Below are 24,893 nucleotides of genomic sequence, written 5' to 3'. Positions count from 1 at the left end.
GGTAAATGCATCTATAATGATAAGAGACAGAGAGATAAAGAAAAGAGGTTGAGAAATGAATCAAGATTCTAAACGAGCAGGTATTGTTTATACAGCCAGCGCTTACGTTATGTGGGGGCTTTTTCCGCTTTACTGGAAGCTTCTTGGCGAGGTGAATGCGAATGAAATACTCGCTCACCGTGTCATATGGTCATTTGTTTTTATGCTTTTACTTTTGCTTGTGACAAAGCAAATGAGTGCTTTAAAAAAGACGCTTGGTTTATTATTTCGTAATACGAAACAAGCGGTCATTTTATTTGTGGCTTCAGTGCTGATCAGCATCAACTGGTTCGTTTACATTTGGGCGGTTAACCATAATCATATTATTGAAACAAGTTTAGGTTACTACATCAACCCGCTCGTTAGTATTTTACTTGGTATAGTCGTTTTAAAAGAGAAGCTTAATTTTTGGCAGGGTGCTTCTGTTGGATTAGCTGCTATAGGTGTTATCGTTATGACAGTTACATACGGGCATATCCCATGGGTATCATTAAGCTTAGCGTTTAGCTTTGGTTTGTACGGACTTGTAAAAAAGACTATTCAATTAGAAGCAAAAGTAGGATTAACGATTGAAACGATGATGGTTGCACCTATTGCAGTTATTTATTTTATTTTTCTTTTAGTGAAAGGATCTTCAAGTTTTTCTCTTCAATCGCTTGATCTGAGTGCTCTTTTAATTGGAGGCGGTGTTGCTACAGCTATGCCACTACTATATTTCGCTAAAGGGGCCCCTCTTATTCCGCTATCGATGGTCGGTTTTTTACAGTACATTGCTCCTACCATGACGCTTTTATTAGGGGTATTCGTGTATCATGAACCGTTTTCTAGCGTAGAGATGATTGCCTTTTTGTTCATTTGGGGCGGATCGGTTATGTTCATTTTATCTAAAACTAAGTTCATGAATTCTCATCAGCCGAAATTTTTTAAAGGGCGCTCAGCTTAACGGACAAAAAAGCGGATATCTTTAGATATGCGCTTTTTTGTCTGCCGTGAAGAAATAAAAACGGAGACGGGAAAGTCACCGTATGTATACTTTATAGCTTCCGCTTGAAATGAGCGTTCAACTGACCTTGAAGCATTTGGTTTTTTACTTCTTTCATTTTTCTCGCTTCATCTTTTTTGGCCAATTCTGTGCGTATTTCACTCGTTTGAACTCCTTCTTCTATGCGATCGGCAATATCCATTAATCGTTCGACGTCTGAAAACGAATATTTCCGGATACCCGTATTGGTTCGGTCCGGAAAGAGCAGGCTTCTTTTCTCGTAGTAGCGAATTTGCCTTTCTGATAAACCGGTTAATTCTTTTACAATCCCAATAGACATGACTTTTTTATCTCGATATGACGCTTCATTCGTAGACAATCTCCCTCACCCCTGAGTACGTAGTAGTATGTTATTATCATAAAGGAAAAAAATACAAAAAATTATAACATGTAATACATTCTAACATATATATGTTAGAATTTTGAATTACTATGTGAGAAAAAGTGACATAAATAATGAAATAGGGAAAAGAGTCCTATAAACTAATGATTAACTCGATCCCAAGTGGTTAACCATACAGGATAAAGCCTTGTGGTTAATCACTTGCTTTCAAAATAATGAATAGAAAACAAATGTGAGAATATACATAAATTCTAAAAGGGAAGGGCGTTTTAAATGGCTGTGCAACAATTGAAAAAAGAAGAGATTATTGAGCTGGCAAAAGAAATTATTGAACTTGATTTGAAAAGAGATGAAAAATTTGAAGAGTTGACAGAGTTAGCCGGAAATCGTGCATATGAAATTTTGCGCAGAGTACAAAATGCCTGTTTATAAGTAATAAAAAAAATCCCGCTCTAGGCGGGATTTTTAATTGGACTGCTGTTCAAGATTAAATAATTCTTGTTTCATCTTAGTGTGGTCGAGGTTTTCCCCTATAAAGACAAGAGTGGTGGGCAGCTTCATCATTTCTTTCATATATAGAGGCATGCCGTATGAATATTGAAACGAATACGTATCATCCGAATGAGTAAAGCGCATATAGCCTTTAATACGATAGATGGTATCTGGCATTTGGCGCAGCCAATTTTCAAATAATTCAAGATCCACTTTTTTTGTAAACTCATATACAAATGTTTTCAAATGAAGATGATCTTCCACATGAGCCTTATGGTGCGGCTGTTTTTGAGACAGCTGAGCTCTTTGAATCAGGTCAAGCTTCACGCGGGAAAATGTCGTTAATAATGTTATTGCACGAGCGTTAATTGATTGAACCTCAAAAAGCAGGGAAGACTTTTCTGCCTCAGACAGCATGTCCGTTTTATTTAATAAAATTACATCCCCATGTTTTACTTGTTCTTGAAGAAGTTTTTGAAGTTGAATGCTTAAGGACCCACGTTCTTTCCACCTTGTTGCATCGAGTGTGGTGATAATACTTTTAATCGTGACTTGATGCGCAAAAAGAGGAGACATACAGGCATCCAACACTTCAATGGGATGTGCAACTCCGGTTGTTTCTATATAGATAGCATCCAATGTGTTCTCCTGTAGAAGTGAATGAAGCTGAGTTTCAAATTGACCTTGAATCGTACAGCACACGCAGCCGTTTAGCAATTCTTTTAACGGCGTGTCTTTTTCTACTTCATTTGAGTCAATCGAAACTTGGCCAAGCTCATTCATCACAACAGCAATGTTGCGATTACGATCTTTTTCTTGCTGAAGCAGCTGTTTAAGCAACGTTGTTTTTCCGCTGCCTAAAAATCCAGATAAAATGTAGATTTCTGTTTTCATTTCAGTCTCTCCTATGTAAATAACATTGTTTAAATCGAAACTTTTCCGATTGCGGATTGGTAAATAGTATATCCAAGAGGGGATAAATGTCTAAGCGTAAATTTTTATGCTTTTTTTGTATTCATTATAACAACTTTAAAAGCACTATGGCTATCTTTTGTAAAAAACTCAAAATACAATGAAATAAGAATATTATAAAATTTCAAACTAGCTGTGCTACAATAAAAGAAAAAGAAAAAGGGGAGCAAAAGTTATGCGAATATTAGTTTTAGGCGCAGGCGGCGTTGGAGGTTACTTTGGAGGCAGGCTTGTGGAAAAAGGAGAGGATGTGACTTTTCTTGTCAGAGATCGCAGAAAAAAAGAGCTGGAACAAAATGGACTTGTTATCAAGAGCATACACGGTGACTTCACTTCACCTGTACAAGCTATTACAAAATCTGAGATGAAAGAGCCTTATGATGTTATTTTGTTCACAACTAAGGCTTATCATCTTAAACAAGCAATTGAGGATGTGCGTCCTTTTGTAGGGAATCAGACAGTTGTCGTACCTTTGCTAAACGGTATGGCTCACGTGGGTCCTTTACAAGAAGCTTTTGGGGAAGAAAAAGTTATTGGAGGACTGTGCTTTATTGAAACAACTTTAAACAAAGATGGAGATGTCGTCCAGACGAGTCCTGCTCACAGACTTGTATTTGGTGAATTTAAGCAGAAGGAAACAGAAAGATTACAACTGATTGAGCAAGCGTTCAGCGGTACAAAAGCTTCGTTTGTAAAAAGTTCATATATTGAACAGGATATGTGGCATAAGTATTTATTTATTACGGTTATGTCAGGCATGACCACTCTTATGCGCGCACCTGTTGGCCCAGTGCTAGCGGCAAAAGGAGGGCGTCAATTCGTACAAGAGCTTTTTAAAGAAGTTGAAAATATTATGATGGCATACGATGCACCATTAGCTGAAGGGATTATTGAACAGCATATGAATACGATGGACAAAATGACGTATGACATGAAGTCATCGATGCAGCGTGATATGGAAAAAAGTTTTCAAATTGAAGGAGACCACCTTCAAGGATATTTGCTGACATTAGCTGAAAAGTCGTCTATACACGTACCGCTTCTTCAAACTGTGTATACGCATCTAAAAGTGTATGAAGAAATGTTAAAAGGTTATCAAAAATAATGACAGCGAAAATTGATTTAGCAGTCATGCAGGTACTGCAGAAGCTGCTAAGTACAGCAGAAATAGGACAATTGCCTTCCGCTCCCGGCATTTATTTTTTCTTTGATAAACCGGGCAGGCTTTTGTATATCGGAGCAACGACGGGCTCTCTATTAGAAAGAGTAAGAGCTCACGTTGCAGGAAAAGGCGTTAGCAACACAAAAAAATTCCACAAAGAAATTTGTGCTGTTGGATATATTGAAGTGCATGGATTAAAAAAAGAATTAGATATGCTGAGAACGATGCTTGTAAATGGTTATTTTCCAAAATACAATAAACAAGATGTAAAAAGAGAAAATGAATACGACATTTACACCGTTCACGGCAGGGTCCTCAGGGATACAGGAGTTGATAAGAAAAAAGTCTCCAAGCGAAAAACGGTGCTAAAGCCAACGTTAAAAGAGATAGAGATTCGTCAAGAAAACAGCGATATTACATATGCACGAGTCGCAAATATGAATGCTGAAGATCGAGTGAAAAAATTGTGGTCTTGTCAAGAAGCAGGAGCGCAGCTACATCTTCCGGAGTCGAAAGTGTTAGCAATAAGTGACCGGCTCTTAAAAGAGCAGTATACATTTCAGCGGGATATGAAAAAGAATATGATGTTTACGATGCGGGATTTAGTTGTTATTCAAGTGTTGTTAAATTTAAATCCGACCCATGATTTGAAAAAACGAGAAATAAAGGAAGCCATCAGTTTAGTGCGTAAATTTGGCATAGAAGAAGCTCTTCGCATCTCTGAAAAACTACTCAAAACGTAATAAAATCCATGATCATTGTGATCATGGATTTTATCATTTATCATTCACACTTAAGCTAATTCGTCAATAACTTTTGGTAGAGCCATAATGGAAATAACGCAAAGTGAACTGACAACTTGATGCATTTCAAAAATGGCAATGATGAATAACATCAGTGATATATATAATTGAAGGCCTTTTAATCCCCACGGCTTGCGATCGAAAAAAAAGTCGCTAAGTACAAATACAAAGAAAATGAGCGAACTGAACAAAATAATCATGGATGTAGACATGGAACGATCATAAGCAATGATAAATAACAAAGCGAGAAGCGACACAACAGATATAACTTTTAATGTTTTAATCATCGTGTTTTTATTCACTTTTTTCACCTTCATTTGTAGGATTGATCTTTCATCCTCATTTTATAGGATAGTCAAAAGTTCTAAAAGCCAAACGAATAAATCATAACAACAATTTAACATCTTTATACTACATTTACATTGAGAGAAAAAAATGGGCGTGTTTTGAGCTTTGTACGCTTCATTGACGCGTGCAAAGAACAAGTGCTATAGTATGTGTGCTCTAAAAGCTAAAGGAGCAAAGTTTTCAAAGGACGTGACTATGTGAACGAAACACTATTAGTAATTGATGGATTTAATTTATTAAGCCGCTGTTATTTTGCTACTTCTTATGGCAGAGATGAAGCAGCGTTGACAAGAAATAGTAAGGGCCAATTTACGAATGCCCTGAGAGTAACGATTCAAAAAATGCATGCATTGATTCACCAATATGAGCCAAGCCATATTTTCGTCGCTTGGGATGTTAAGCGTGAGGATACAAAACGTAAAGATACATACGCCCTATATAAGCAAACAAGAGCAGAGCTGCCTGAGCCGCTGATTCAGCAGTATGAAACGTTAAAACAATTTTTTGACACAGTAGGCATTTATCAAATGTCATTGTCTTCTTATGAAGCAGATGATTTAATTGGAGCACTTGCAAGCAAGTGGAGCAAGGAAAAGCAAAGTCCAGGGTACATCTATAGCAATGACCGAGACTTGCTTCAGCTCCTAGATCAACATATTTCGCAAATTATTGCCAAAAAGCAGGTTGGCGATCTTGTTTATGGCTTCAAGCACTTTCAAGAAGAATACAATATTCATCCTCGTCAATGGGTGGACGTAAAAGCATTGCTTGGTGACAAATCGGACAATATTCCGGGTGTTCCTGGTGTAGGAGAAAAAGCCGCACTGCCTCTTATTCAACAATATGGCTCTATCCATGAAATTTATGCACAAATTGAACAATTAGATCCAGCTTTTAATCGTTACAAAAAAAAGCTGGCCGAAGGAAAAGAACTAGGTATGCTTAGTCGTGAACTTGCTGAGATTATTATAGACATTCAAGAAATCAGTATGTTGAATTGGGGATATTTAACATTTATGTATGATTATGAACGATGGAATAAAGAAATTCAAAGTCTAGAACTAAACATTAGGATTCGCTCATGATTTTTAGTACAATACAATTTATGAACATGAGAAAGGAGTAACAAGCGTGCAACCAATTCATAAAGAAACAGTCCAAAAAAAAATACAAACATTTTTAAATAAAGACGTATATGTACACCTTGAAACGACAAACGGTGCATATGCTTCACACGTAAATGAAAAAGTAATGACAGTTGGGGCTTTTATTCGCAATGGTAAAGTCACTATTTCAAACGGAAAGATAACTGGAGAAGGTCCTTATCGTGTAGGTCTTCAAATTGATTTAGGATGGATTTATGCAGAGGGATTAACAGATTGGGAAATTGATGAAGAAGGCCGACTTCTTCTAGCTGGGCATGACTTTGAAGGTCGTTTAGCAGTTGCCCTTCAATTAAGTGAACATCCGTTTTCATAACAGAAAAGAGAGGAGAATAGAACATGGAAGAAAGATTATTAATTGTATTTCCGCATCCTGACGATGAAGCGTATGGAGCAGCAGGAATGATCACGCAAGCTAGACAAAAAGGAACGCCCGTTACATATGCCTGTGTTACGCTAGGTGAAATGGGACGAAATATGGGTAGACCGCTGTTTGCTAACCGTGAAACTTTACCTCAAATCCGAAAAAAAGAACTTTTAGATTTAGCGAACGTTTTAGATATTCAAGACTTGCGTATGCTAGGGCTTCGTGATAAAACGCTGGAATTTCTTGATATTGATGTTTTTGCAGATAAAATTGAAGAAATCATTAACGATGTAAAGCCGACTCACATTTTAACACATTACCCTGGCTTTGCGGTACACCCTGATCATAATGCTACGGGTGCAGCTACGATTCAAGCGGTAAAACGTATGCCAAAAGAAAAGCGTCCGGTTGTTTGGTGTCATGCGTTTTCGAAAGATCGTATTGAACATATTGGAGAACCAGATGTTATTTTTGATGTAACAGCGATGAAAGATAAAAAAATTGAAGCGTTAAAAGCCCATCGTTCTCAAACAGAAGGAATGATGAACGCAATTGACTTCGATCGCTTATCTGACTATCCGCAAATGGAACGTTTATTAACTAGAGAAGAATTCTGGACATATAACTGGGAGTAACAGATGAAAAAACAGCGAATTTTATTTATTGGAGCAGGACGAATGGCTGAAGCTGTAGCGGCTGGTTTGGTTACGAGCAGCGCTGACAGTATTGAGGCAGTGGTGATGTCAAACAACGGAGATATTGAGCGGTTACAGCGTGTTGAAACAACGTACGGCGTACAAACGACGCAAAATTGGCGCCAAGAAGTTGACAATTCGGATGTTATTATTTTAGCGATGCCTCCCGAGGCCCATCCTTCCGTGCTCAAGGAACTTTCAACTCATTTAAATCAACAATTTGTCGTAACGTTAGCGGCAGGGATTGGTCCGAGTTACTTAGAAAGTCATCTTCCGCAGGATACGCCTGTCGCTTGGATTATGCCAAATACAGCTGCTATGATTGGACAATCGATGTCACTATATACACTTGGAACTTCTGCCACAAAAGAGCATAAAGAAGTGCTTCAAATGATTTTAAAAGGAATTGGTGAAGCGCATGAGTGTTCAGAGAAAGAAGTACATGAGCTAACGGCTGTAACTGGCAGTGCACCGGCGTTTTTATATTATTTTGCAGAATCGTTAATTGATGCAACTACTGCTTACGGTGTGGACGAAAAAACAGCCAAAGATTTAGTTATTCAAATGATGTATGGCTCTGTACAAATGCTGCATGAAACCAAAGATCCTGCGTCTTTAAGAGAGCAAGTAACAACTCCAGGCGGCGCTACTGCCGAAGGGTTAAAAGTGATGAAAGAACAAGACTTTTCCCTAATAATAAAGCAGGCAATTGAAGCAACGAATAAGAAAGCAATGGGTGGAAGCTAAAAAAGCTCGTACAACCATATGTTAGCTGAAAAATCCGAACTATAGTTCAGCATTCTTTCATTGGAATGTTGAATCAGTTCGGATTTTTTAATGAATAGACTTCCTTAACATACATATATTCCTCTTTGGAACTGTTTTTTCTCTATGGCCCAAACTTTTTTAGTCATCAACAAACCGCTTTTTCATATCAGAAGTTGGGAGCATGCAGTGCTGCTGTTTGCCAAACCACTTATATCGGTTGCGAGCGATCCAGTTGTATACTATATCTCGAATAGGTGCAGGAATGATAATGAAAGCATATAAAAATTTAACGGGTCCATCTAAGCGCTTGGCGATTTTTAAAGCAGCCGTTGATTTTACATATCTTTGGTTTCCATGAATATATACAATGCTGTCTAATTGCTCAGGAAGTAAGCCGTGAGAGGCTAGCTGCTGCTTTCCGAAATCTGATTGAAGAGAAGCGAAAGAAAACAAAGCTTGTTCATCATGTTTAATAATATATTGAACACTGCTATTACATAAATTACATATACCATCAAAAAGAATTAAATGTTTCATTGGACGATTTCGCTCCTATTCCATAAAAAAAGTATAATTACTTGTCATTTTTGAAAAATAAAGGTACGTTTAAAAGATGTGAAAGTGATCCAAATTCAAAGGTAATTCGATTATATAATAAGGACTCATAAGAGTTAAAGGAGAAGGGTATGAAAGAGCAAAACGACGTTGTCTTATACAATAGAATAAAAGAACGAGACAAAAAAGCCCTTGAACTGCTGTATGACAAGTATGAGCGAATTCTTTATTCGTTTATATACCGGTTAACAAATAGCTCTGATATTGCTGAAGAAGCTGTTCAAGAAGTGTTTATTAAGCTGTGGAGAGGAAAAGGAGTTTACAGCGATGAAAAAGGGAAGTTTTCATCATGGCTGTTTACGATTACAAGAAACACCGCGATTGATATTGTAAGAAAAAGAAAAAACGATCCTATTTTCTCAGAAGAAATTTTTGATTTTATTGAAGATGATCATCCTCAGATTGACGAGCAGCTTCAGTGGAAAGAAGAACAGCAGAGAGTGCGGCACGCTGTATCAAAATTGTCTGAAGACCAAAAAAAGATTATTCAATCCGTTTATTTTAAGGGATTAACGCAGCAAAAAGTAGCAGAAGAGCAGCAAATCCCATTAGGAACAGTAAAGGGTAGGGTGCGATTAGCGTTGCGGAAATTAAAAACATATTTAGGTACTGATGCAGAAGGGAGAGCTGATTCATGAGTATGTGCAATAAACTAATTGATTACTATAATGATCAGTTGACTTCCCATGAGAAAAAAGAGTTTGAAATGCACTTGAAAAACTGTCAAAGCTGTCAAGAAGAACTAAGAGAGCTGGAGGAAGTTCTTGGAGATCTAACGTATTTGACACCAGAACAATCTCCTCCGCCAGAAATGAAACAGCGAATACTTGCGAATGTATTCGAAGAAGAACAAGGTGAGACAAAGAGAGAACCAATCGCTTTAAAAAATGAAAAACAACATGCTGCGTCTAAGAAATCAAATAAAAAGTCCATCATTATTGGATTAGCTGCGGCACTTCTTTTATCCCTTGCAGGAAACAGCTACTTTCTGTTGAAAGATGGGGACAAAGGCAAACAAGAGCCAAATGTTTCGGTTGCTCCTCAAAACGAACCTCTTACATCTGAAAAAACAATGAAGCTGCAGGCAGAGCCGAACATTTCTGGCGAAGCAACAGCATCTCTTACGAAAAAAGGTGGAAATCTAAATGTGGTTATTCAAGCGAATAACTTGAAAAACGTAAAGGGGAATGAAGTCTATCAGGTGTGGCTCATAAAAGGTGATAAGCCTCATCCGGCAGGTGCTTTTGTAACAGATAAAAATGGAAACGGGACAGTGGTCTATACGATGAGCCAAAAAGAACAGACTGAAAAGTGGGATGTTATGGCGATTACTTTAGAACCGAACGCGAATAATAAGACGCCAAAAGGAAACATTGTGTTAAGTTCAGCGCTCTAACAAAAACCCTTCTGCTAACAGAAGGGTTTTTGTTACGTGCAGTTAATCATCTTCAAATTGTATGGCAATGGTTTGATCATTTTCTATCTTATTCAGTCGAATTTCCAATAATCCATTTTTGTACTTAGCGCGAACTGGTTCGTCTGTGTAGTGAAAAGGAAGTTTGACCGTGCGAGAAAATACGCCTGTATGGCGTTCGTTGAGCTTTAACTTTTGTTTAGATGCTTCATAAGCATAAGGAACGTTTCCTTCAACTGTTAATATATTTGCGTCCAACTTGATTTGAATGTCGTTAGTTGAATGCAGTCCAGGAACCTCAACGACGATAATGCCTTCTTTATCGGTTTCATATAAGTCGACGTTTGGAAATCGCTTGGGCAAGATGTGATTTAAATCGCTCCAAAAGTGATTTCCAAGCATATCTTCTACCTTATGCTGAATCGAACCCCAATCAATCTCTTCATATTTTTTACTCAAAGGAAACCCTCCTTATATTCACGTAAATTCCTTCTATATATATGAAAAAAAGAAAATTCAATGCCTGCTTACAAAAAATGAGAAAAACACGTAAATAAGTGAAAAAATGTGAGAAAAAAAAGAGATTTTGAGTGAAAAAGAAGGATTATGTAGAATAAAAAAAGTATAATTACGTATAGAGCTTTCTATTATCCTGAATGAAAGCAAGTATGTGAAGGAGGAAGTTGAGATGAGAGAAAAGCGTACATCCAGTGGTTTTCTATTAAAACAACGTGCTTTCTTAAAATTATATATGATTACGATGACAGAACAAGAGCGTCTGTATGGCCTTCGGTTATTAGATGTGTTAAGAGATGAATTTCGACCTTTTGGATTCAAACCTAATCATTCTGAAGTATACAAAGCCCTTCATGACTTGATTGAAGACGGTGTCCTCAAACAGGTGAAGCGTAAAAAAGAAGGAATGAAGCTTCAAGAAGTGGTTTATTATACATTTACAAATGAGGGAGAAGAGAAAGCTAAATTATATAAAAAACAATTAAAAGTAGAGCTGGAGCGGTGTGAAGCTATGATTCAAAAAGCTATTCGTGACAACTTCGGGTCCAAATGAACGTGTCTTTAGGTAGAAAAGACACGTTTTTTCTATAGCTGATTTTGTCGTCTTATGTCGGAATAAAAGTTATAAAATGGGTACAAAGTAGTGTAAAAGATGGATATATAGTTATATTATGGATAAAATACACACTTTTAACATATATGGATGAATTCGATTTTAAAGATTATGCACTATTCATAAATAGTGTACGAATTGATATGATACAAAGTGTATATAAATCTATTTAATGCGTTATTTGCCATATTTTAAGAACTTATAAACCGTTATCAGACCATCATTCAAGCATTTTGGTTTTAGCAACTCTGACGAATTTGACTAGATTTGTATCGAGAAGATATTATTTGTTTACTATGAAAGGAATGGATTTTATGAAGTCTACAGGAATTGTAAGAAAAGTAGATGAATTGGGTCGCGTAGTAATTCCTATTGAATTGCGCCGCATTTTAAATATCAACACAGGTGATCCAGTAGAAATATATGTTGATGAAGATATTATTATTTTACAAAAGTATAGCCCGTATGGTGCTTGCTTAGTAACTGGGGAAATTACGCGTGAAAACTTAACCTTTGGGAATGGAAACGTTGTGTTAAGTAAAAAAGGTGCGGAACAGCTTTTACAAGAGTTAGAGCGTACCTTAAATAAATAAGAAGTTTTAGGCCTTAGTATAAGGAAGAGTATCAATCCATCTTTAAACAAAAAAAGAACGTTCTTTTGAGAACGTTCTTTTTTTGTTTAAGCCGTTCGAGAAGATTTATTCTCCTCTAGCAGCTGTTTTTTTTGTATTTTTATCAAACGATACGCAAGTCCTGTTGCGCCTGCAGCAAGCCCCGCAATTAGTCCAATCCAATAGCCAAACGCCTGCAAATCGGTGTATTTTGCTAAAACAATGCCTAAAGGTAGACCAATTACCCAATAAGATACCAAGGACATTAAAAAGGTAACATTTACATCTTTATATCCTCGCAGAGCGCCTTGAATAGGAGCTTGAAGAGCATCAGAAAGCTGAAAGAAAATTGCATAAATCAAAAAATGAGAAGTTAATGCGAGTACCTCTGCATCTTTTGTATACAAAGAAGCTACTGATTCTCGAAGAGTAAATAAAAGACCTGCACAAACAAAAGCCATGCCAACAGCGATAGTTACACCGATCCTGCTATAGCTTCGTGCATCTTGATGACGCTTAGCACCCGCTTCAAATCCCACAACAATCGTTAAAGCCATAGAAATACTCAGCGGAATCATATAGAGAAATGAGGCAAAATTAATAGCTGCTTGGTGAGAAGCGATCGTAATGGTATTATACGAGCTCATAAACAGCGTGACGGCTGAAAAAATACTTGTTTCGAAAAAGACCGAAAAACCGATAGGTAAACCAATTTTTAATATTTCTTTCCAAGTAGAAAAAGAGATACAATGAAATCTTTTAAATAAATCGAAGTTAGAAAAAGGTTCTTTTTTATGAATAATTACAATGGATACAATGAGTATGCACCAATACGTAACGGCAGTTGCATAACCAGAGCCTACTCCACCCAAGTGGGGAAAGCCCAGCTTACCGAAGATTAATACATAGTTTAAAGCTACATTAACCGGAAGCCCTAAAATGGTGATAAGCATAGACGTACGAGTTTGCCCTAAAGCATCAATAAAGTTTCGTAAAACCGTATAAATAAAAAGCGGAATAATACCAAAAGATAAAGCAATTAAATACTGTTTGGCAATGCGCATTACGTTTGCTTCTAAATTCATCCCTTTTAAAATAGGATCAACAACAAAAAAGCCGATTAAAATAATAACAACGGCCATTAAAATGGAGACATAAAGCCCTTGAATGACGGAGAACGGAACTTTTTTCTTTTGATTAGCTCCGACAAGCTGTGCAACAATTGGCGTAATAGACATTAAAATTCCGCTTAGCCCTGTAAAAACAGGTACCCATAAGCTTGAACCAATTGCTACCCCTGCCAAGTCATCTGCACTTACCCTTCCTGACATCATCGTATCAAAAAAAGTCATTGAAAACATTCCAAACTGGGTGACCAATATCGGAAATAAAATAAAAACGAACTGCTTAACTTTTTGAGACGTTGAAAACGTTTGTTGCATTAAAAAACCCCCAATTTGAAAACATTTACACCAAAAAGCATTATATCACGCCGTGGCTTGTTTTTGCTAAGAGTTCTGACAATAAATTCAAAGAATGTATCCATAAAACGCGGTGATTTAAAAGGAGTAAAAAGGTAAAACAGTATATGATTTTAATTTTGACATGCAGTGAGCTATGATAGAAAGTATAGTAATTATCATTTAACGTGGAGGGATACGTGTGGATTTACAGTTGCAAAGTAAAAATGTACTTATTACCGGCGGGTCAAAAGGAATTGGGAAGGCTATTGCTGCTTTGTTTATTCAAGAAGGAGCAAACGTTGGAATTGCGGCAAGAGGAGAGGAAGCGTTACAGGATGCACAGTCAGAATTAGAAAACGTGCGTACATATACAGCAGACCTAACAAACGAATCAGACAGAGTTGCATTAATTGAGAAGTTCATTAACGACTTCGGAAGCATTGATATTTTAATTAATAACGCTGGAGGAAGTAATGGAAGCACCGCGATGGAAACAGATTTATCCCTTTTCAAAGAAGCAATGGAGCTTAACTACTTTTCAGCTGTCCACTTGAGCAAGCTAGCAGCGACGCGTATGACAAAAGATGCGGCAATCGTTAATGTTACGTCTATTTTCGGAAGGGAAAGTGGAGGGAAAGTCACGTACAATAACGCAAAATCAGCACTTATCAGCTTTACAAAGTCGTTTGCAGATGAAATGATTTCTAAAGGAATTCGTGTAAATGGAGTAGCGCCGGGAAGCATTTTGCATGAAACGGGTAATTGGAAAAAAAGAATGGATGAAAATCCGGAAAAGATTAAGCAATTTGTTGAAAACGAAATACCAGCAGGGCGCTTTGGAGAGCCGGAAGAAGTGGCAAACGCCGTTGCCTTTTTAGCATCTTCTAAAGCTTCATGGATAGTTGGTGCGACGTTAAACGTAGACGGTGGACAGTCAAAAATGAACTTTTAAAAAAAGTGCAGGAATTTCCTGCACTTTTTCATTATCCAATATCTTTTTGCATAGGAGGAATATGGAAATCTTCATTAATTGCGTCCGCTGTAAGCTGGCCAGATAATGTCACCATTGGCACGCCGCCTCCAGGATGTGTAGAGCCGCCTACAAAATAAAGGTTAGAAAGAAGCTGACTTCTTGCCGGAATTTTAAAACCTCCATTTTTCTTACGGTCAGTTGCTACGCCATAAATGGACCCGCCGTTAGCACCGTAAAGCTCCTCGATATCGGTAGGAGTAAACGTATATTCAAACTCAATGCTTGAACGTAAGTCTTCTAATCCCATTGCCTCAAGCTTTTTCAATACGACATCACGATAGCGGTCTTTTAATGCAGCCCAGTCGTCGCCTTCTTTTAAAGGAGGTACATGAGTAAGAACGAACAGGTTTTCTTTTCCTTCAGGAGCTTGCGTAGGGTCTGATTTAGACGATACGCCAATGTAAATTGTCGGATCCATGGCTACTTGACCTTTGTTAAAGATTGTATCAAACTCTTCTTTCTGATCCTTTGAGAAGAAGAAATTATGATGTTGAAGCTGCTTGTACTGTTTGTTAACCCCTAATAAAAGAACAAGGCCAGAAACAGTAGGTTCAAATTTTGCAAGCTGCTGAGTTTGCTTAGCTGCTTGCGCATGATTTTTTAATAAATAGCGGTAAGTTGGAATTGCTTCTAGATTAGATACCACAATATCTGCTGATAGGCTTTCACCGTTTTCTAGTGTAATTCCAGTTGCCTTCGCTCCGCTTGTTGTGATTTCTTTTACCGGCGTATTTAGATGCACAGTGACGCCAAGTTCTTGAAGGAGCTTATCCATCGCTTCAGCAATTTTGTACATTCCGCCTTTTACGTAATAAATACCTAATCCTAGCTGAACGTGAGCAAGCTGCGTTAATACAGCTGGTGCATGATAAGGAGAAGAACCGATGTACATAATTAAAAAATTAAACAATTGACGCAAATGTTTGTTTGAAAAATATTTGCGTGTAGTAGCATCCATAGACCTCATTGGATCCATTTGAAGCAGTTCTTTTACCGTGTGCATCGTTCGTAAATCGTGAAGTCCAGATAAACTTTTTTTATAAAAACTTTTTAAGTTCGATTCATACATTTTATTTGCATAAGATAAATAGTCAAAAAAACCTTCAATGTCTTCTGGAGCAAGTTCTTGAAGCTGCTGAAGCATGCGAGGAAGGTCACTGGTCAAATCAATTTGTGTTCCATCTTGGAAAAAAGTTCTCCACTGAGGCTCAATTCGTTCTATTGTTAAGTAGTCGTGGATATTGCGGCCTGCACTGTCAAACAGCTGCTCTAGCACCCACGGCATTGTTAAAATAGAAGGTCCCGTATCGAAAGAAAATCCTTTGCCGCTGCGAATATTTAACTTACCGCCAATTCGCTCGCTTTTTTCAACGATTGTTACATCATATCCATCAGCTGACAGACGAATAGCAGCTGACAGACCACCTAAACCTGCGCCTACAACAATTACTTTCTTTTTCATCTTTTTCCTCCTTATAAAACAAAAGCGAGTTGTCAACAATGTGTATAAAATGACTTCACGCAAAATAAAAATAGGTCTACAACTTTTTATTTTGTCCAGTTTGCTAATTTTCATACGTGAAGGAAAGGAGAAAAGGATGTCTTTTTTACTGGTTGCTCTTGTCTTGACAGCTACGCTTGTCATCACTATCCCTACATTTAAACGTGTAAAAATAGTAAGAAACAATATGTCATGTTTGTCCATTATTATTCCAGCTAGAAATGAAGAAAGAAACCTTACCTTTTTATTGCAGTCACTCCAGTTACGGAACGCTGACTTTGAAGTGATTGTTGTAGATGACAACTCAACAGATAATACTGAGAGGGTAGCCAAAGCATTTGGCGTAAAAGTAGTGCAACCGGGCGCACTTCCAGCTGGGTGGCTAGGAAAGTCATGGGCATGCTGGAATGGAGCACGAGAAGCAAAAGGCTCGGTGCTTTTGTTTTTAGATGCTGATATTACAGTAGAGAAAGACGGAATTGAAAAAGTATTTTTCTATTATCAACAGCAAGGGGGTGTGCTGTCGGTTCATCCTTATCACCTTGTTAAGAGGCCTTATGAAATGCTTTCTGCTTTATTTCACTATGTTACGTTTGCATCGATTGGCGCGTTTCACCCCTTTAAAAATTGGAAAAGTCCTTCTGTCGGTTTCGGGCAGTGCTTGCTTTGCAGCGCAGCCTCCTACTTTCAAAGCGGAGGCCACGAAGGGATAAAAAAAGAAGTGGTTGAAAATATGGCGCTGGTTGAGAAAATGAACAAACAAGGTGAATTTATTACGTGTATGAGTGGACAGGGAGCTCTTTCCATGCGCATGTATCCAAATGGTATGAAAAGCCTTATAAGAGGGTGGAGTAAAAGTTTTGCTTCAGGTGCGGGGAAAACGGAAGCCATTTATTTATTTCTAGTAAGCTTGTGGCTTACTAGCATGATTAATTATATCCTTTTTTTACCTACTCTATGGAATCAACATGCAGGCTTGGCAATTAGCAGCTATGTTTGCTATGTAAGCCTCTTATTTAATAGCTTAAGGAAAATAGGTTCGTTTCCTTTTTTTTCTTTGTGCTTATTTCCTATTCATGTACTGTTTTTTCTGGGTCTATTCGTATGGTCTTTCGTCCAAACGGCGGTGAGAAAGCAAGTTAAATGGAAAGAACGCAGCATATCTATAGAAGAAGAAAAAAAGAAGAAAGTGATAAAATGACAGGTGCTCACCTCTTAATTAATATCATGGCATGGTTTGTGATTCACATGTTGATCGCCTACAGATGCACAAAAATTTCTGCCTTTTATTTAAAGAAGGACCTTGCGCTGTTTAAGGTTCAAAGCTGGGAAACAGTTGGGATATATAAAAAATTCGGGGTGCACCGATGGAAAACGTGGCTTCCTGATGCAGGAAAGCTATTTAAACGAGGATTTTATAAAAAGAAATGGGAGAGTAGAACGAAGGAATATGCACAGCTTTTTTTAATTGAAACAAATCGAGCAGAGTTAACTCACTGGATCAGCATACTTCCTTCTATTCTTTTTTTTATATGGAACTCTCCTTCTATAGGTGTTTGGATGGTTATTTATGCGATTGTCGCAAACGTACCGTTTATTTTGGTTCAACGATATAATCGAATACGAATTCATCAAGTCGTTTTGAAACTCAAATGAAATTAATTCACGTGCCTTTGGCTCCGAGTAGGGGCCTCGGTTTTTATTTTTTTCTCCTTATTCGAAGACAACAACCTCTTGGATAAAAGAAAAAAAGAAGCAAAGGCGATATAAATACTAAAAAAGACTAAAAATCCCCATAAACCTGCTATGGCATCATCAAATTCCATATTGCCCCGGGTGGTAATTCCTTGCTGAATTTCAATGGCAAAAACTAAGACAAGCATAACGGTAAGGGTATAGATAAAAGAAATAGCTGTAATACTAAATTTCCACTTTGACAATAATTTAAAGATCATATAAACGCTTAAAAACGTGAGCAGTCCAATAATACCAATAATCCAGAAGTGAAGTTCTTTATCTGAAAGAGAAAATCCTAGTAAATAAAAAATATAAATTAATCCGTCGTGCAATACATTAATAATATTTGTAATGAAAACAATACATTCTTTCATTTTTTCTCCTTTATAAAAATGTAAGACGTTTAAACTTCTAGGTATACAAGCATGCATAGCCCATACTCATTCCAATTTTATATAAAAAATGCACTTTCTAGATCAGACGTTAAAGAGATCTGAAATTTCAAATAATATTTATAATTTATATTATAAACAAAAAGGTAAAAAAATAAAAATTTTCGATGCAAACTGACACATTTTTTTCAAATTTAAAGAAAGAAATAACTCAAAATATGTGGTTTACTGTAGAAAGAAAAGAAAATAAGAGGTATTGGTATAACAAATATTCACAAACGCTTTTATGCATTCTCTTGTAAAGGAGAAGGAAAACTAAGGCAAGTGTTAAATTTATATGTATAGTGGACAAAATAAAAAATAAATATAAAATAGTGAAACTTAAAGAGAAGCTGTCCGTATTAAATAGTGAGAAGAAAAAAAGCATAGGAAACATTTGTGTTTGAAAGCCGATATAGCTGGGAATAAGAAAGTAGTTATTTTCTCACGTTTGGTGAAAATTATACGTAGCGGTGTTGACAATTTTTTTAAAAGAGTTAAAATGTGAAAGAACAGATTAGCTCTCTTACATTTTTTGTAAGGGAGATTTCTTTTTACATTTACTATAAAAATAAAAGTGAGCTTAAATTTCAATAGAGACAGAGGTGGGAATATGAAACAGCTCATGACAAACGGTAAAAATATTTTTTCGAAACAGCTGCCGTTATTTCTAATTGCAGTTTTGTTGTTTTGGATTAAAACGTATACCGTTTATCGTATCGAATTTAACTTAGGGCTAGATAATTTTATGCAAAAGTTTTTACTTTTCATAAACCCAATTGGTTCGGCAATTTTCTTTTTTGCCATTGCACTACTATTTAAAGGGCGGGGAAAAGTACGAGCACTGCTTGGAATGAATTTTTTACTTTCATTCATCCTGTACGCAAATGTAGTATACTATCGCTTCTTTAATGATTTTATTACTGTTCCTGTATTGACTCAGTCAAACAACTTTGGTCAATTAGGCGGCAGTGCCATGGCTTTAATTAGCCCAACTGATATTTTATACTTCACAGATTTCTTTATTCTTTTAGTTTTAGTACTATGGAAAAAAGTTGACTTACCAGCAACAATTAGTCGACGTACTGTGACAGGTGTATTTTTATCAGGGATTTTATTCTTAAGTGCCAACATCGCACTAGCGGAAATGGATCGTCCTCAACTATTAACAAGAACATTTGACCGCAACTATTTAGTGAAATATTTAGGAACGTATAACTATACGATCTATGACATCATCCAGAGCTCGAAATCTTCAGCACAGCGCGCGCTAGCAGATAGCAGTGATGTGGCTGAGGTAGAGAACTATGCAAAAGCAACATATGCTGAGCCGAACAAAGAATATTTCGGTCAAGCAAAAGGCAAAAACGTCATCTATATTTCATTAGAGTCACTTCAGTCATTTATGATTGGTTATAAGTTAAATGGTGAAGAAGTAACGCCGTTCTTAAATTCACTACTAAAAGATCAGAACACAATGTATTTCGATAACTTCTTCCATCAAACAGGGCAAGGTAAAACGTCAGATGCTGAATTCATGATGGAGAACTCATTATTCGGCTTACCTCAAGGTTCTGTATTTACAACAAAAGCAAATAACACCTATCAGTCGCTATCTGGTATTCTAGATCAGCAAGGCTATACAACATCTGTGTTCCACGGAAATGGAAAATCGTTCTGGAACCGTGATGAAATGTATAAATCAATGGGTGTAGAAAAATTCTTTGATTCAGCTTATTACAATATGTCAGACGAAGATACGCTGAACTATGGTTTAAAAGATAAACCATTCTTTAAAGAATCAATGCCGTACCTAAAAGGCTTAAAGCAGCCATTTAGCGCGAAGTTCATTACGTTATCAAACCACTTCCCTTATCCGCTAGATAAGGAAGACCAAACGATTGGACCTCACAATACGGGAGATAAGTCAGTTGACCAATACTTCCAAACGGCTCGTTATTTAGATGAATCAATTAAGCAATTCTTTGAGGATTTACAGGCCTCTGGCTTAGCAGACAATACGATGGTCGTGATGTACGGTGACCACTACGGTATTTCTGAAAACCATAAGCGTGCAATGGGCAAAGTAATGGGTAAAAACATCAATGATTTTGAACAAGCTCAACTGCAGCGCGTACCATTATTTATTACTTCACCAGGCCTTAAAGGCGGCGTAAATCATACGTATGGCGGAGACGTAGATGTTCGTCCAACAGTGATGCATTTATTAGGTCTTGATACAAAAGACTATATTGACTTTGGTACAGACTTATTATCAAAAGAACATCAGCAAGTTGTACCTTTCCGTAACGGTGACTTTGTTACACCTAAGGTAACAAAAGTTGATCAGAAAGTGTATGACAACGCAACGGGCAAGCAGCTTTCAGATAAGGAAGCGAAACAGTATGATAAGTATGATGAACTAGTTAAGAAAAAGCTAGAACTATCAGATAAACTTGTTTACGGAGATTTACTCCGCTTTCATACACCAGAAGGGTTCAAACCAATTGAACGCTCGAAGTATGATTACAACAAGCGCGAAGATCAATAAAAAACAGGCAGCTTTTAATAGCTGCCTGTTTTTTTGTTTTGTGAAACCTTTAAAGGTTTTATCCGTATATAAATTATAACAGTAATCGTTTTAAGAGACGGGAAGACAATGGTATAATATGTATACGTTTAAAAGTTCGGTCACATTTGAGATAGGAGTGAAAGCGATGAAAGTCGTTCGAATCATAAAAAAGATTCTTGCCATTTGGGCAACAGGAGCAGTAGCCGTTCCGGTCAGCTATTTTGGATTTAGTACCACGATGACTCAATCCTTTGGCATTAGTATAGGAGTAATGGTCGTGATGAGCCTGTTTTTTATTATGAGCAGTGCTCGACGTCATTATCAAAATCCGTATAGAGAAGAAATTGCATACGTTCGTCATCAAGTAAAAGAGGCAAGAAAGCAATTAAGAACCATTGGAAGCTATCGTTTTAAAATTCGGTCTGTTCATATGTGGACAGAACTTTCTAAACTACACAAAGTAGGTAAAAGCATCATTGAAATGGTAGAAAAAGAGCCCGCACGATATAAAGATGTTCAGCCTTTTTTTACGAACTACTTACAATCAACGGTTACCGTCATTGAAAGGTATATGTTTTTATTATCAAAACCAACGAAAAGCATAGAAGTAAAAGAAAGTCTTCATGAAGCGGAAGACATGCTGCGCGGGTTATCAGGGAAGTATGAGCATTTATTAACAAATGCTCTTTCACAAGATAAGCTGACGTTAGATGTAGAGCTTAAAGTGCTAAAACAAGCATTTGAAGAAGAGCAGCCGTATATACCGACAGCTACTAATCGCACGAAGTAACGTAAATGCAAAGGATGGGATTTTATGATGAAAGAATATAATCAAAATCAATCGTTAGATGCGCTGCTTGATGATCCTTTTGCGTCGCCTACCCCGCAGGTACAATCGGACTCTCGCGCTGCAAAAAGAAACACATACGATGATTTGACACCGGAATATCAGGAAAAAGCACAGAAAATCGCAAATCAAATTGATTATAAAAATCAGCAGGCTATCTTACAGTATGGGGTAGCAGCTCAGTCAGAACTATCTCAGTTTTCTCAATCTGTACTACAGCATGTGCAAACGAAAGATACGGGACCAGTAGGAGATGTTATAGGAGATTTAATGAGTAAGATTCGCCAAGTGAATCCCGATGATTTTTCTGCAAAGAAAAAAGGAGTCATCGGTCGATTATTTTCAGGAGTCTCTAGGCCCATTCAAAATTTATTAACAAAATATCAAAGCATTAATGTTGAAATTGATAAAATTGCAGATAAGTTAGAGCGCTCAAAACAAATGCTGTATCGAGACATTACGATGCTAGATAGCTTATATGATAAAAATAAACAGTTTTACGAGGCGCTTAACGTCTACATTGCAGCGGCCGAATACAAGTTAGTGGCGCTGCAGAATGAAACGCTGCCCCAGCTTCAGCAAACAGCATCTCAAAAAAATGACTACTTGATGGCTCAGGAGGTCAATGATTTAAATCAATTTATCAATAGGCTAGAAAAACGAGTGCATGATTTAAAACTGAGCCGTCAAATTGCCATTCAAAGTGCACCGCAGATTCGATTAATTCAAGAAGTCAATCAGACCCTTGTGGAAAAAATTCAAAGCTCTATTTTAACAGCTATTCCACTTTGGAAAAATCAAGTAGTAATCGCAACCACTTTATTACGCCAAAAGAAAGCAATGGAAGCCCAAAAGCAAGTATCTAAGACAACAAACGACTTGCTTACTAAAAATTCAGAGCTGCTCAAGCAGAACACGATTGAAGTAGCTCGTGAAAACGAGGCGGGGATTGTCGATATCGAAACATTGAAAAAAACGCAGTCCGATTTGATTACCACGTTAGAAGAAGTGCTAAAGATACAAGAAGAAGGACGTACGAAGCGTACCGAGGCAGAATCAGAGCTGTATCAAATGGAAAAAGATTTAAAAACTAAACTATTAGATATGAAATAAAAAAAAGTCGGTTTACACACTTTGTAAACCGACTTTTTCTCTGTTTTATGCATTTTGAAGCGTTCTCGCCATTTCTAAAAACGGAGTTAAATCTCTTTCAGATTTAGGAGCAAAGATCGTTAATCGGAAAGTAGGGTGTTGATTTTGCTTTCGAACGAGAAAACCGTATGCGTTACTTTTATCATCTGATGCTTTGTACGCAGCTGCTATCTCTAAGTTATGGTGAATGAGGTGCGTATCAAGGGAAGCCACTTCTGAAAAGCCAGCTCTTAAAATTTTTTTTGTTTCTTTATTGAGCTCCTCTACACTTTTATTTGGTGGAAACACTTCAATCCGCATCCACAAAGCATCATTTTTTTTGTTGTAAATGACATCTTTTCGTGGCTCTTCTTCTGTAAACTTGTATCCTTCTAGTACGTAAAGCGTATAGTTTTGATTGGTGCTTCTTTTAAGATAACCTACCTCTGTTCTGCTGCTTCCTTTGTAAGGATAGGTGAACTTTTGCTGTGGCAAGCGTTCTTTTGGAATTTCTTCTTGTGTGTTAATAAGCTCTTCACGAAAAGCAGTTGAGCAGCCACTCATCAAACATATAAAGCAAACAAGAAATATCTTTTTTTTCATAGCTGGCTTCCTTATCTATTTTCATTCATGCGTTTTTACTGAGTTAACAATTGAAATTAACTTTTTTTCATCATCAGAATTTTTAGCTGTAATCATCGTGATTTTTAAAGCAGGGTGCCCCTTTGTTTCTCTTAGTACATATAGCTTTGCCGTTTCTTTTTTACTCCCGGATGTAGATGCAAACACAACAGGCTGAATAAATAGGGATGTAGAAGAAATTTTTAACGATTTTCCAAACTGGTCATCAAATAATTCTTTTGAGCGATCTAGATATGATTTGCTTGTACTTTCTTTCCTGGAAAGGACTTCAATTCGCATCCACGTATAGGGAGTCTTGGTTGAAAAAAGAATATCTTTTCCATCCTCTTCTTTTTGAAGCGTATATTCATTGGGCAATGAAAGAGAATATCCTTGTTCGCTTACGGTCAGCTGCTGATGTTTCGTATTGCTTTCACTGACTGCTTTAACAGAAGGCAGTATAACCATGGTTGTGCTTATCATTAACAGAAAAGCTAAATAAAATTTTCGCATGTATATATCTCCTATTCAAAACGCTAGACAGCGTGTAGTTACTATAAAAAAATGTTTTCGCCATATTAGAACCCGTAGGTTTATTTTTGACTTTTTGGTAAAGCTAAAAACACAATTAATTAGTAATGGAGAGAAGACTATGAAAAACCGTAAATCAACTTCTGCAGCTAATCGCCGTCAACAGCGCGTGTGTTTAGGTGATGAACGATTATTTGCAGTTGGTATTAAAGCGTTTATTGACAATACGCATGAAGCACACCTAGACAAAAAAGGAGGTCATTGAGTGAAATGGTACTTGTCAATTATCATTATTGTTTCCATTAATTTCTATGGTATTCAGGCGGATGCTGCAAAGAAGAGCAGATTTTATTATGAAAAAAAAGGAGATATCGTGTGGGAAGTTCCCATGAAAGACGAGAAGTTAATTGCGCTTACATTTGATGATGGACCAGATCCTAAATATACGCCGACCATTTTGAATTTATTGCAAGAGTACGGTGCCAAAGCAACTTTTTTTGTAGTCGGAGATCGAGTAACGTCGTTTCCCAAGCTTGCTCAAAGAGAAGTTCGTGAAGGGCATGAACTTGCTAATCATACATATAGCCATTTGAAAGTAAGGGGCCAGGAAGTAGAGAGAATTGAACAAGAAATTGAAAAAGCGGATGAACGTATACAAGCTATTACAGGAATAAAACCTTACCTGTTTCGTCCACCTACTGGCTATTATGACGATCGGGTAGTAAAAGCTGCTAAAAATCAGCAGTATACCATTATTCTTTGGTCTTGGCATCAAGATACATTTGATTGGAGAAATCCAGGCGTAGGTAAAATTGTAAGTCAAGTGCTTAACCATGCCAGGTCAGGAGATATTGTATTGTTTCATGATACGGGAGGAGATCGAACCCAAACCATTGAAGCATTAAAACAAATTTTACCGAAGTTAAAGGAAGAGGGGTATAAATTTGTAACGGTCTCAGAACTTTTAAAACATCACCCCAATTATAAATCTCTTTATTTGATGCAACAGCAAAAACAGCACTCCGTTCAATAATCGGGTGCTGTTTTTCTCGTAAAGACTTTA

General features: G+C 37.1%; 30 protein-coding genes. 20 read left to right on the top strand and 10 right to left on the bottom strand.

Annotated features, from left to right (window positions below):
- Positions 1-55: 55 nt before the first annotated feature.
- Positions 56-982 carry an EamA family transporter RarD gene (gene rarD, locus AC1DEF_RS10100; protein WP_043982042.1) on the top strand — a complete coding sequence of 309 codons (927 nt, stop codon included), beginning with the start codon at positions 56-58 and terminating at the stop codon, positions 980-982.
- Positions 983-1,073: 91 nt separating this feature from the next.
- On the opposite strand, the gene AC1DEF_RS10095 is transcribed toward rarD, so the two are convergent.
- Positions 1,074-1,400, bottom strand: a complete 327-nt coding sequence (locus tag AC1DEF_RS10095) for a MerR family transcriptional regulator (protein WP_013082852.1) — start codon at positions 1,398-1,400, stop codon at positions 1,074-1,076.
- Positions 1,401-1,697: 297 nt separating this feature from the next.
- Between AC1DEF_RS10095 and AC1DEF_RS10090 the strand changes: the two genes are divergently transcribed.
- Positions 1,698-1,856 carry a hypothetical protein gene (locus tag AC1DEF_RS10090; RefSeq protein ID WP_013056708.1) on the top strand — a complete coding sequence of 53 codons (159 nt, stop codon included), beginning with the start codon at positions 1,698-1,700 and terminating at the stop codon, positions 1,854-1,856.
- Positions 1,857-1,889: 33 nt separating this feature from the next.
- Here the strand turns inward: AC1DEF_RS10090 and AC1DEF_RS10085 are convergent, their stop codons facing one another.
- Entirely contained in the window at positions 1,890-2,810 is a 921-nt protein-coding gene (locus AC1DEF_RS10085; protein WP_025752045.1) for a CobW family GTP-binding protein, read from the bottom strand.
- Positions 2,811-3,063: 253 nt separating this feature from the next.
- Here AC1DEF_RS10085 and panE point away from each other — a divergent pair, with 253 nt between their 5' ends.
- Positions 3,064-3,993 carry a 2-dehydropantoate 2-reductase gene (gene panE / locus AC1DEF_RS10080; RefSeq protein WP_025752046.1) on the top strand — a complete coding sequence of 310 codons (930 nt, stop codon included), beginning with the start codon at positions 3,064-3,066 and terminating at the stop codon, positions 3,991-3,993.
- Complete coding sequence (locus tag AC1DEF_RS10075) at positions 3,993-4,793, top strand: GIY-YIG nuclease family protein (protein ID WP_043982045.1); 801 nt, start codon at positions 3,993-3,995, stop codon at positions 4,791-4,793. The genes panE and AC1DEF_RS10075 overlap by 1 nt, the downstream gene beginning before the upstream one ends.
- 50 nt (positions 4,794-4,843) lie before the next feature.
- Here the strand turns inward: AC1DEF_RS10075 and AC1DEF_RS10070 are convergent, their stop codons facing one another.
- Positions 4,844-5,155, bottom strand: a complete 312-nt coding sequence (locus AC1DEF_RS10070) for a hypothetical protein (protein WP_016763842.1) — start codon at positions 5,153-5,155, stop codon at positions 4,844-4,846.
- 243 nt (positions 5,156-5,398) lie between these two features.
- On the opposite strand from AC1DEF_RS10070, the gene AC1DEF_RS10065 reads away from it, so the two are divergent.
- From AC1DEF_RS10065 to proC, 4 genes are read left to right on the top strand one after another with little or no spacing between them, the layout of a single operon-like run.
- On the top strand, positions 5,399-6,286 hold the full coding sequence (locus AC1DEF_RS10065; RefSeq protein WP_097823622.1) for a 5'-3' exonuclease: 888 nt from the start codon (positions 5,399-5,401) through the stop codon (positions 6,284-6,286).
- A gap of 46 nt (positions 6,287-6,332) precedes the next feature.
- Positions 6,333-6,680, top strand: a complete 348-nt coding sequence (locus tag AC1DEF_RS10060; protein ID WP_013056714.1) for a YojF family protein — start codon at positions 6,333-6,335, stop codon at positions 6,678-6,680.
- Positions 6,681-6,703: 23 nt separating this feature from the next.
- A complete protein-coding gene (bshB2, locus tag AC1DEF_RS10055; protein WP_013056715.1) occupies positions 6,704-7,366 on the top strand; it encodes a bacillithiol biosynthesis deacetylase BshB2 in 663 nt (220 codons plus the stop codon).
- Between the two features lie 3 nt (positions 7,367-7,369).
- A complete protein-coding gene (gene proC / locus AC1DEF_RS10050) occupies positions 7,370-8,173 on the top strand; it encodes a pyrroline-5-carboxylate reductase (protein WP_029321359.1) in 804 nt (267 codons plus the stop codon).
- A gap of 159 nt (positions 8,174-8,332) precedes the next feature.
- On the opposite strand, the gene AC1DEF_RS10045 is transcribed toward proC, so the two are convergent.
- Positions 8,333-8,731 (bottom strand): thiol-disulfide oxidoreductase DCC family protein, encoded by a 399-nt coding sequence (locus AC1DEF_RS10045; RefSeq protein ID WP_013082859.1) that lies wholly within the window; start codon positions 8,729-8,731, stop codon positions 8,333-8,335.
- Between the two features lie 149 nt (positions 8,732-8,880).
- On the opposite strand from AC1DEF_RS10045, the gene AC1DEF_RS10040 reads away from it, so the two are divergent.
- Together AC1DEF_RS10040 and AC1DEF_RS10035 are read left to right on the top strand one after the other, a co-directional pair.
- The gene (locus tag AC1DEF_RS10040) at positions 8,881-9,447 is read left to right on the top strand and encodes an RNA polymerase sigma factor (protein WP_025752052.1); all 567 of its coding nucleotides are present in this window, start codon (positions 8,881-8,883) and stop codon (positions 9,445-9,447) included.
- Positions 9,444-10,205: an anti-sigma factor gene (locus AC1DEF_RS10035; RefSeq protein WP_095379563.1), complete on the top strand. Its 762-nt coding sequence runs from the start codon at positions 9,444-9,446 to the stop codon at positions 10,203-10,205. The genes AC1DEF_RS10040 and AC1DEF_RS10035 overlap by 4 nt, the downstream gene beginning before the upstream one ends.
- A gap of 42 nt (positions 10,206-10,247) precedes the next feature.
- Here AC1DEF_RS10035 and AC1DEF_RS10030 read toward each other — a convergent pair whose 3' ends face one another.
- Complete coding sequence (locus AC1DEF_RS10030; RefSeq protein WP_013082862.1) at positions 10,248-10,682, bottom strand: Hsp20/alpha crystallin family protein; 435 nt, start codon at positions 10,680-10,682, stop codon at positions 10,248-10,250.
- A gap of 229 nt (positions 10,683-10,911) precedes the next feature.
- Here AC1DEF_RS10030 and AC1DEF_RS10025 point away from each other — a divergent pair, with 229 nt between their 5' ends.
- Both AC1DEF_RS10025 and AC1DEF_RS10020 read left to right on the top strand, forming a co-directional pair.
- Entirely contained in the window at positions 10,912-11,292 is a 381-nt protein-coding gene (locus tag AC1DEF_RS10025) for a replication termination protein (protein ID WP_013056721.1), read from the top strand.
- A 374-nt stretch (positions 11,293-11,666) separates the two neighbouring features.
- Positions 11,667-11,945: an AbrB/MazE/SpoVT family DNA-binding domain-containing protein gene (locus AC1DEF_RS10020; protein WP_025752053.1), complete on the top strand. Its 279-nt coding sequence runs from the start codon at positions 11,667-11,669 to the stop codon at positions 11,943-11,945.
- An 86-nt stretch (positions 11,946-12,031) separates the two neighbouring features.
- On the opposite strand, the gene AC1DEF_RS10015 is transcribed toward AC1DEF_RS10020, so the two are convergent.
- Positions 12,032-13,405 (bottom strand): MATE family efflux transporter, encoded by a 1,374-nt coding sequence (locus AC1DEF_RS10015; protein ID WP_097823621.1) that lies wholly within the window; start codon positions 13,403-13,405, stop codon positions 12,032-12,034.
- 220 nt (positions 13,406-13,625) lie between these two features.
- Between AC1DEF_RS10015 and AC1DEF_RS10010 the strand changes: the two genes are divergently transcribed.
- Positions 13,626-14,378, top strand: a complete 753-nt coding sequence (locus AC1DEF_RS10010) for an SDR family NAD(P)-dependent oxidoreductase (RefSeq protein WP_013082864.1) — start codon at positions 13,626-13,628, stop codon at positions 14,376-14,378.
- A gap of 31 nt (positions 14,379-14,409) precedes the next feature.
- Here the strand turns inward: AC1DEF_RS10010 and AC1DEF_RS10005 are convergent, their stop codons facing one another.
- On the bottom strand, positions 14,410-15,921 hold the full coding sequence (locus AC1DEF_RS10005; RefSeq protein ID WP_097823620.1) for a phytoene desaturase family protein: 1,512 nt from the start codon (positions 15,919-15,921) through the stop codon (positions 14,410-14,412).
- Between the two features lie 136 nt (positions 15,922-16,057).
- Between AC1DEF_RS10005 and AC1DEF_RS10000 the strand changes: the two genes are divergently transcribed.
- Positions 16,058-17,161 carry a glycosyltransferase family 2 protein gene (locus AC1DEF_RS10000; protein WP_097823619.1) on the top strand — a complete coding sequence of 368 codons (1,104 nt, stop codon included), beginning with the start codon at positions 16,058-16,060 and terminating at the stop codon, positions 17,159-17,161.
- Positions 17,104-17,616, top strand: a complete 513-nt coding sequence (locus tag AC1DEF_RS09995) for a glycosyl-4,4'-diaponeurosporenoate acyltransferase CrtO family protein (RefSeq protein WP_255255716.1) — start codon at positions 17,104-17,106, stop codon at positions 17,614-17,616. The genes AC1DEF_RS10000 and AC1DEF_RS09995 overlap by 58 nt, the downstream gene beginning before the upstream one ends.
- 2 nt (positions 17,617-17,618) lie before the next feature.
- Here the strand turns inward: AC1DEF_RS09995 and AC1DEF_RS09990 are convergent, their stop codons facing one another.
- On the bottom strand, positions 17,619-18,071 hold the full coding sequence (locus AC1DEF_RS09990) for a hypothetical protein (protein WP_013082868.1): 453 nt from the start codon (positions 18,069-18,071) through the stop codon (positions 17,619-17,621).
- A gap of 670 nt (positions 18,072-18,741) precedes the next feature.
- Here AC1DEF_RS09990 and ltaS point away from each other — a divergent pair.
- The 3 genes from ltaS to AC1DEF_RS09975 all read left to right on the top strand — a co-directional run bounded on the left by ltaS (position 18,742) and on the right by AC1DEF_RS09975 (position 22,660).
- A complete protein-coding gene (gene ltaS / locus AC1DEF_RS09985) occupies positions 18,742-20,679 on the top strand; it encodes a lipoteichoic acid synthase (protein WP_013056729.1) in 1,938 nt (645 codons plus the stop codon).
- Positions 20,680-20,845: 166 nt separating this feature from the next.
- Positions 20,846-21,490 carry a 5-bromo-4-chloroindolyl phosphate hydrolysis family protein gene (locus AC1DEF_RS09980; RefSeq protein ID WP_043982059.1) on the top strand — a complete coding sequence of 215 codons (645 nt, stop codon included), beginning with the start codon at positions 20,846-20,848 and terminating at the stop codon, positions 21,488-21,490.
- A 24-nt stretch (positions 21,491-21,514) separates the two neighbouring features.
- Positions 21,515-22,660: a toxic anion resistance protein gene (locus AC1DEF_RS09975; protein WP_013056731.1), complete on the top strand. Its 1,146-nt coding sequence runs from the start codon at positions 21,515-21,517 to the stop codon at positions 22,658-22,660.
- 45 nt (positions 22,661-22,705) lie between these two features.
- On the opposite strand, the gene AC1DEF_RS09970 is transcribed toward AC1DEF_RS09975, so the two are convergent.
- Entirely contained in the window at positions 22,706-23,281 is a 576-nt protein-coding gene (locus AC1DEF_RS09970) for a hypothetical protein (RefSeq protein ID WP_097823618.1), read from the bottom strand.
- A 21-nt stretch (positions 23,282-23,302) separates the two neighbouring features.
- Complete coding sequence (locus AC1DEF_RS09965) at positions 23,303-23,812, bottom strand: hypothetical protein (RefSeq protein ID WP_043982061.1); 510 nt, start codon at positions 23,810-23,812, stop codon at positions 23,303-23,305.
- Between the two features lie 139 nt (positions 23,813-23,951).
- On the opposite strand from AC1DEF_RS09965, the gene AC1DEF_RS09960 reads away from it, so the two are divergent.
- Positions 23,952-24,095: a hypothetical protein gene (locus AC1DEF_RS09960; RefSeq protein WP_165575249.1), complete on the top strand. Its 144-nt coding sequence runs from the start codon at positions 23,952-23,954 to the stop codon at positions 24,093-24,095.
- Positions 24,096-24,863, top strand: a complete 768-nt coding sequence (locus AC1DEF_RS09955) for a polysaccharide deacetylase family protein (RefSeq protein WP_043982062.1) — start codon at positions 24,096-24,098, stop codon at positions 24,861-24,863.
- Positions 24,864-24,893 lie beyond the last annotated feature (30 nt).

The sequence above is a fragment of the Priestia sp. 10L35 genome, from assembly GCF_056395685.1.
This window is presented reverse-complemented; position numbering and strand designations above follow the sequence as displayed.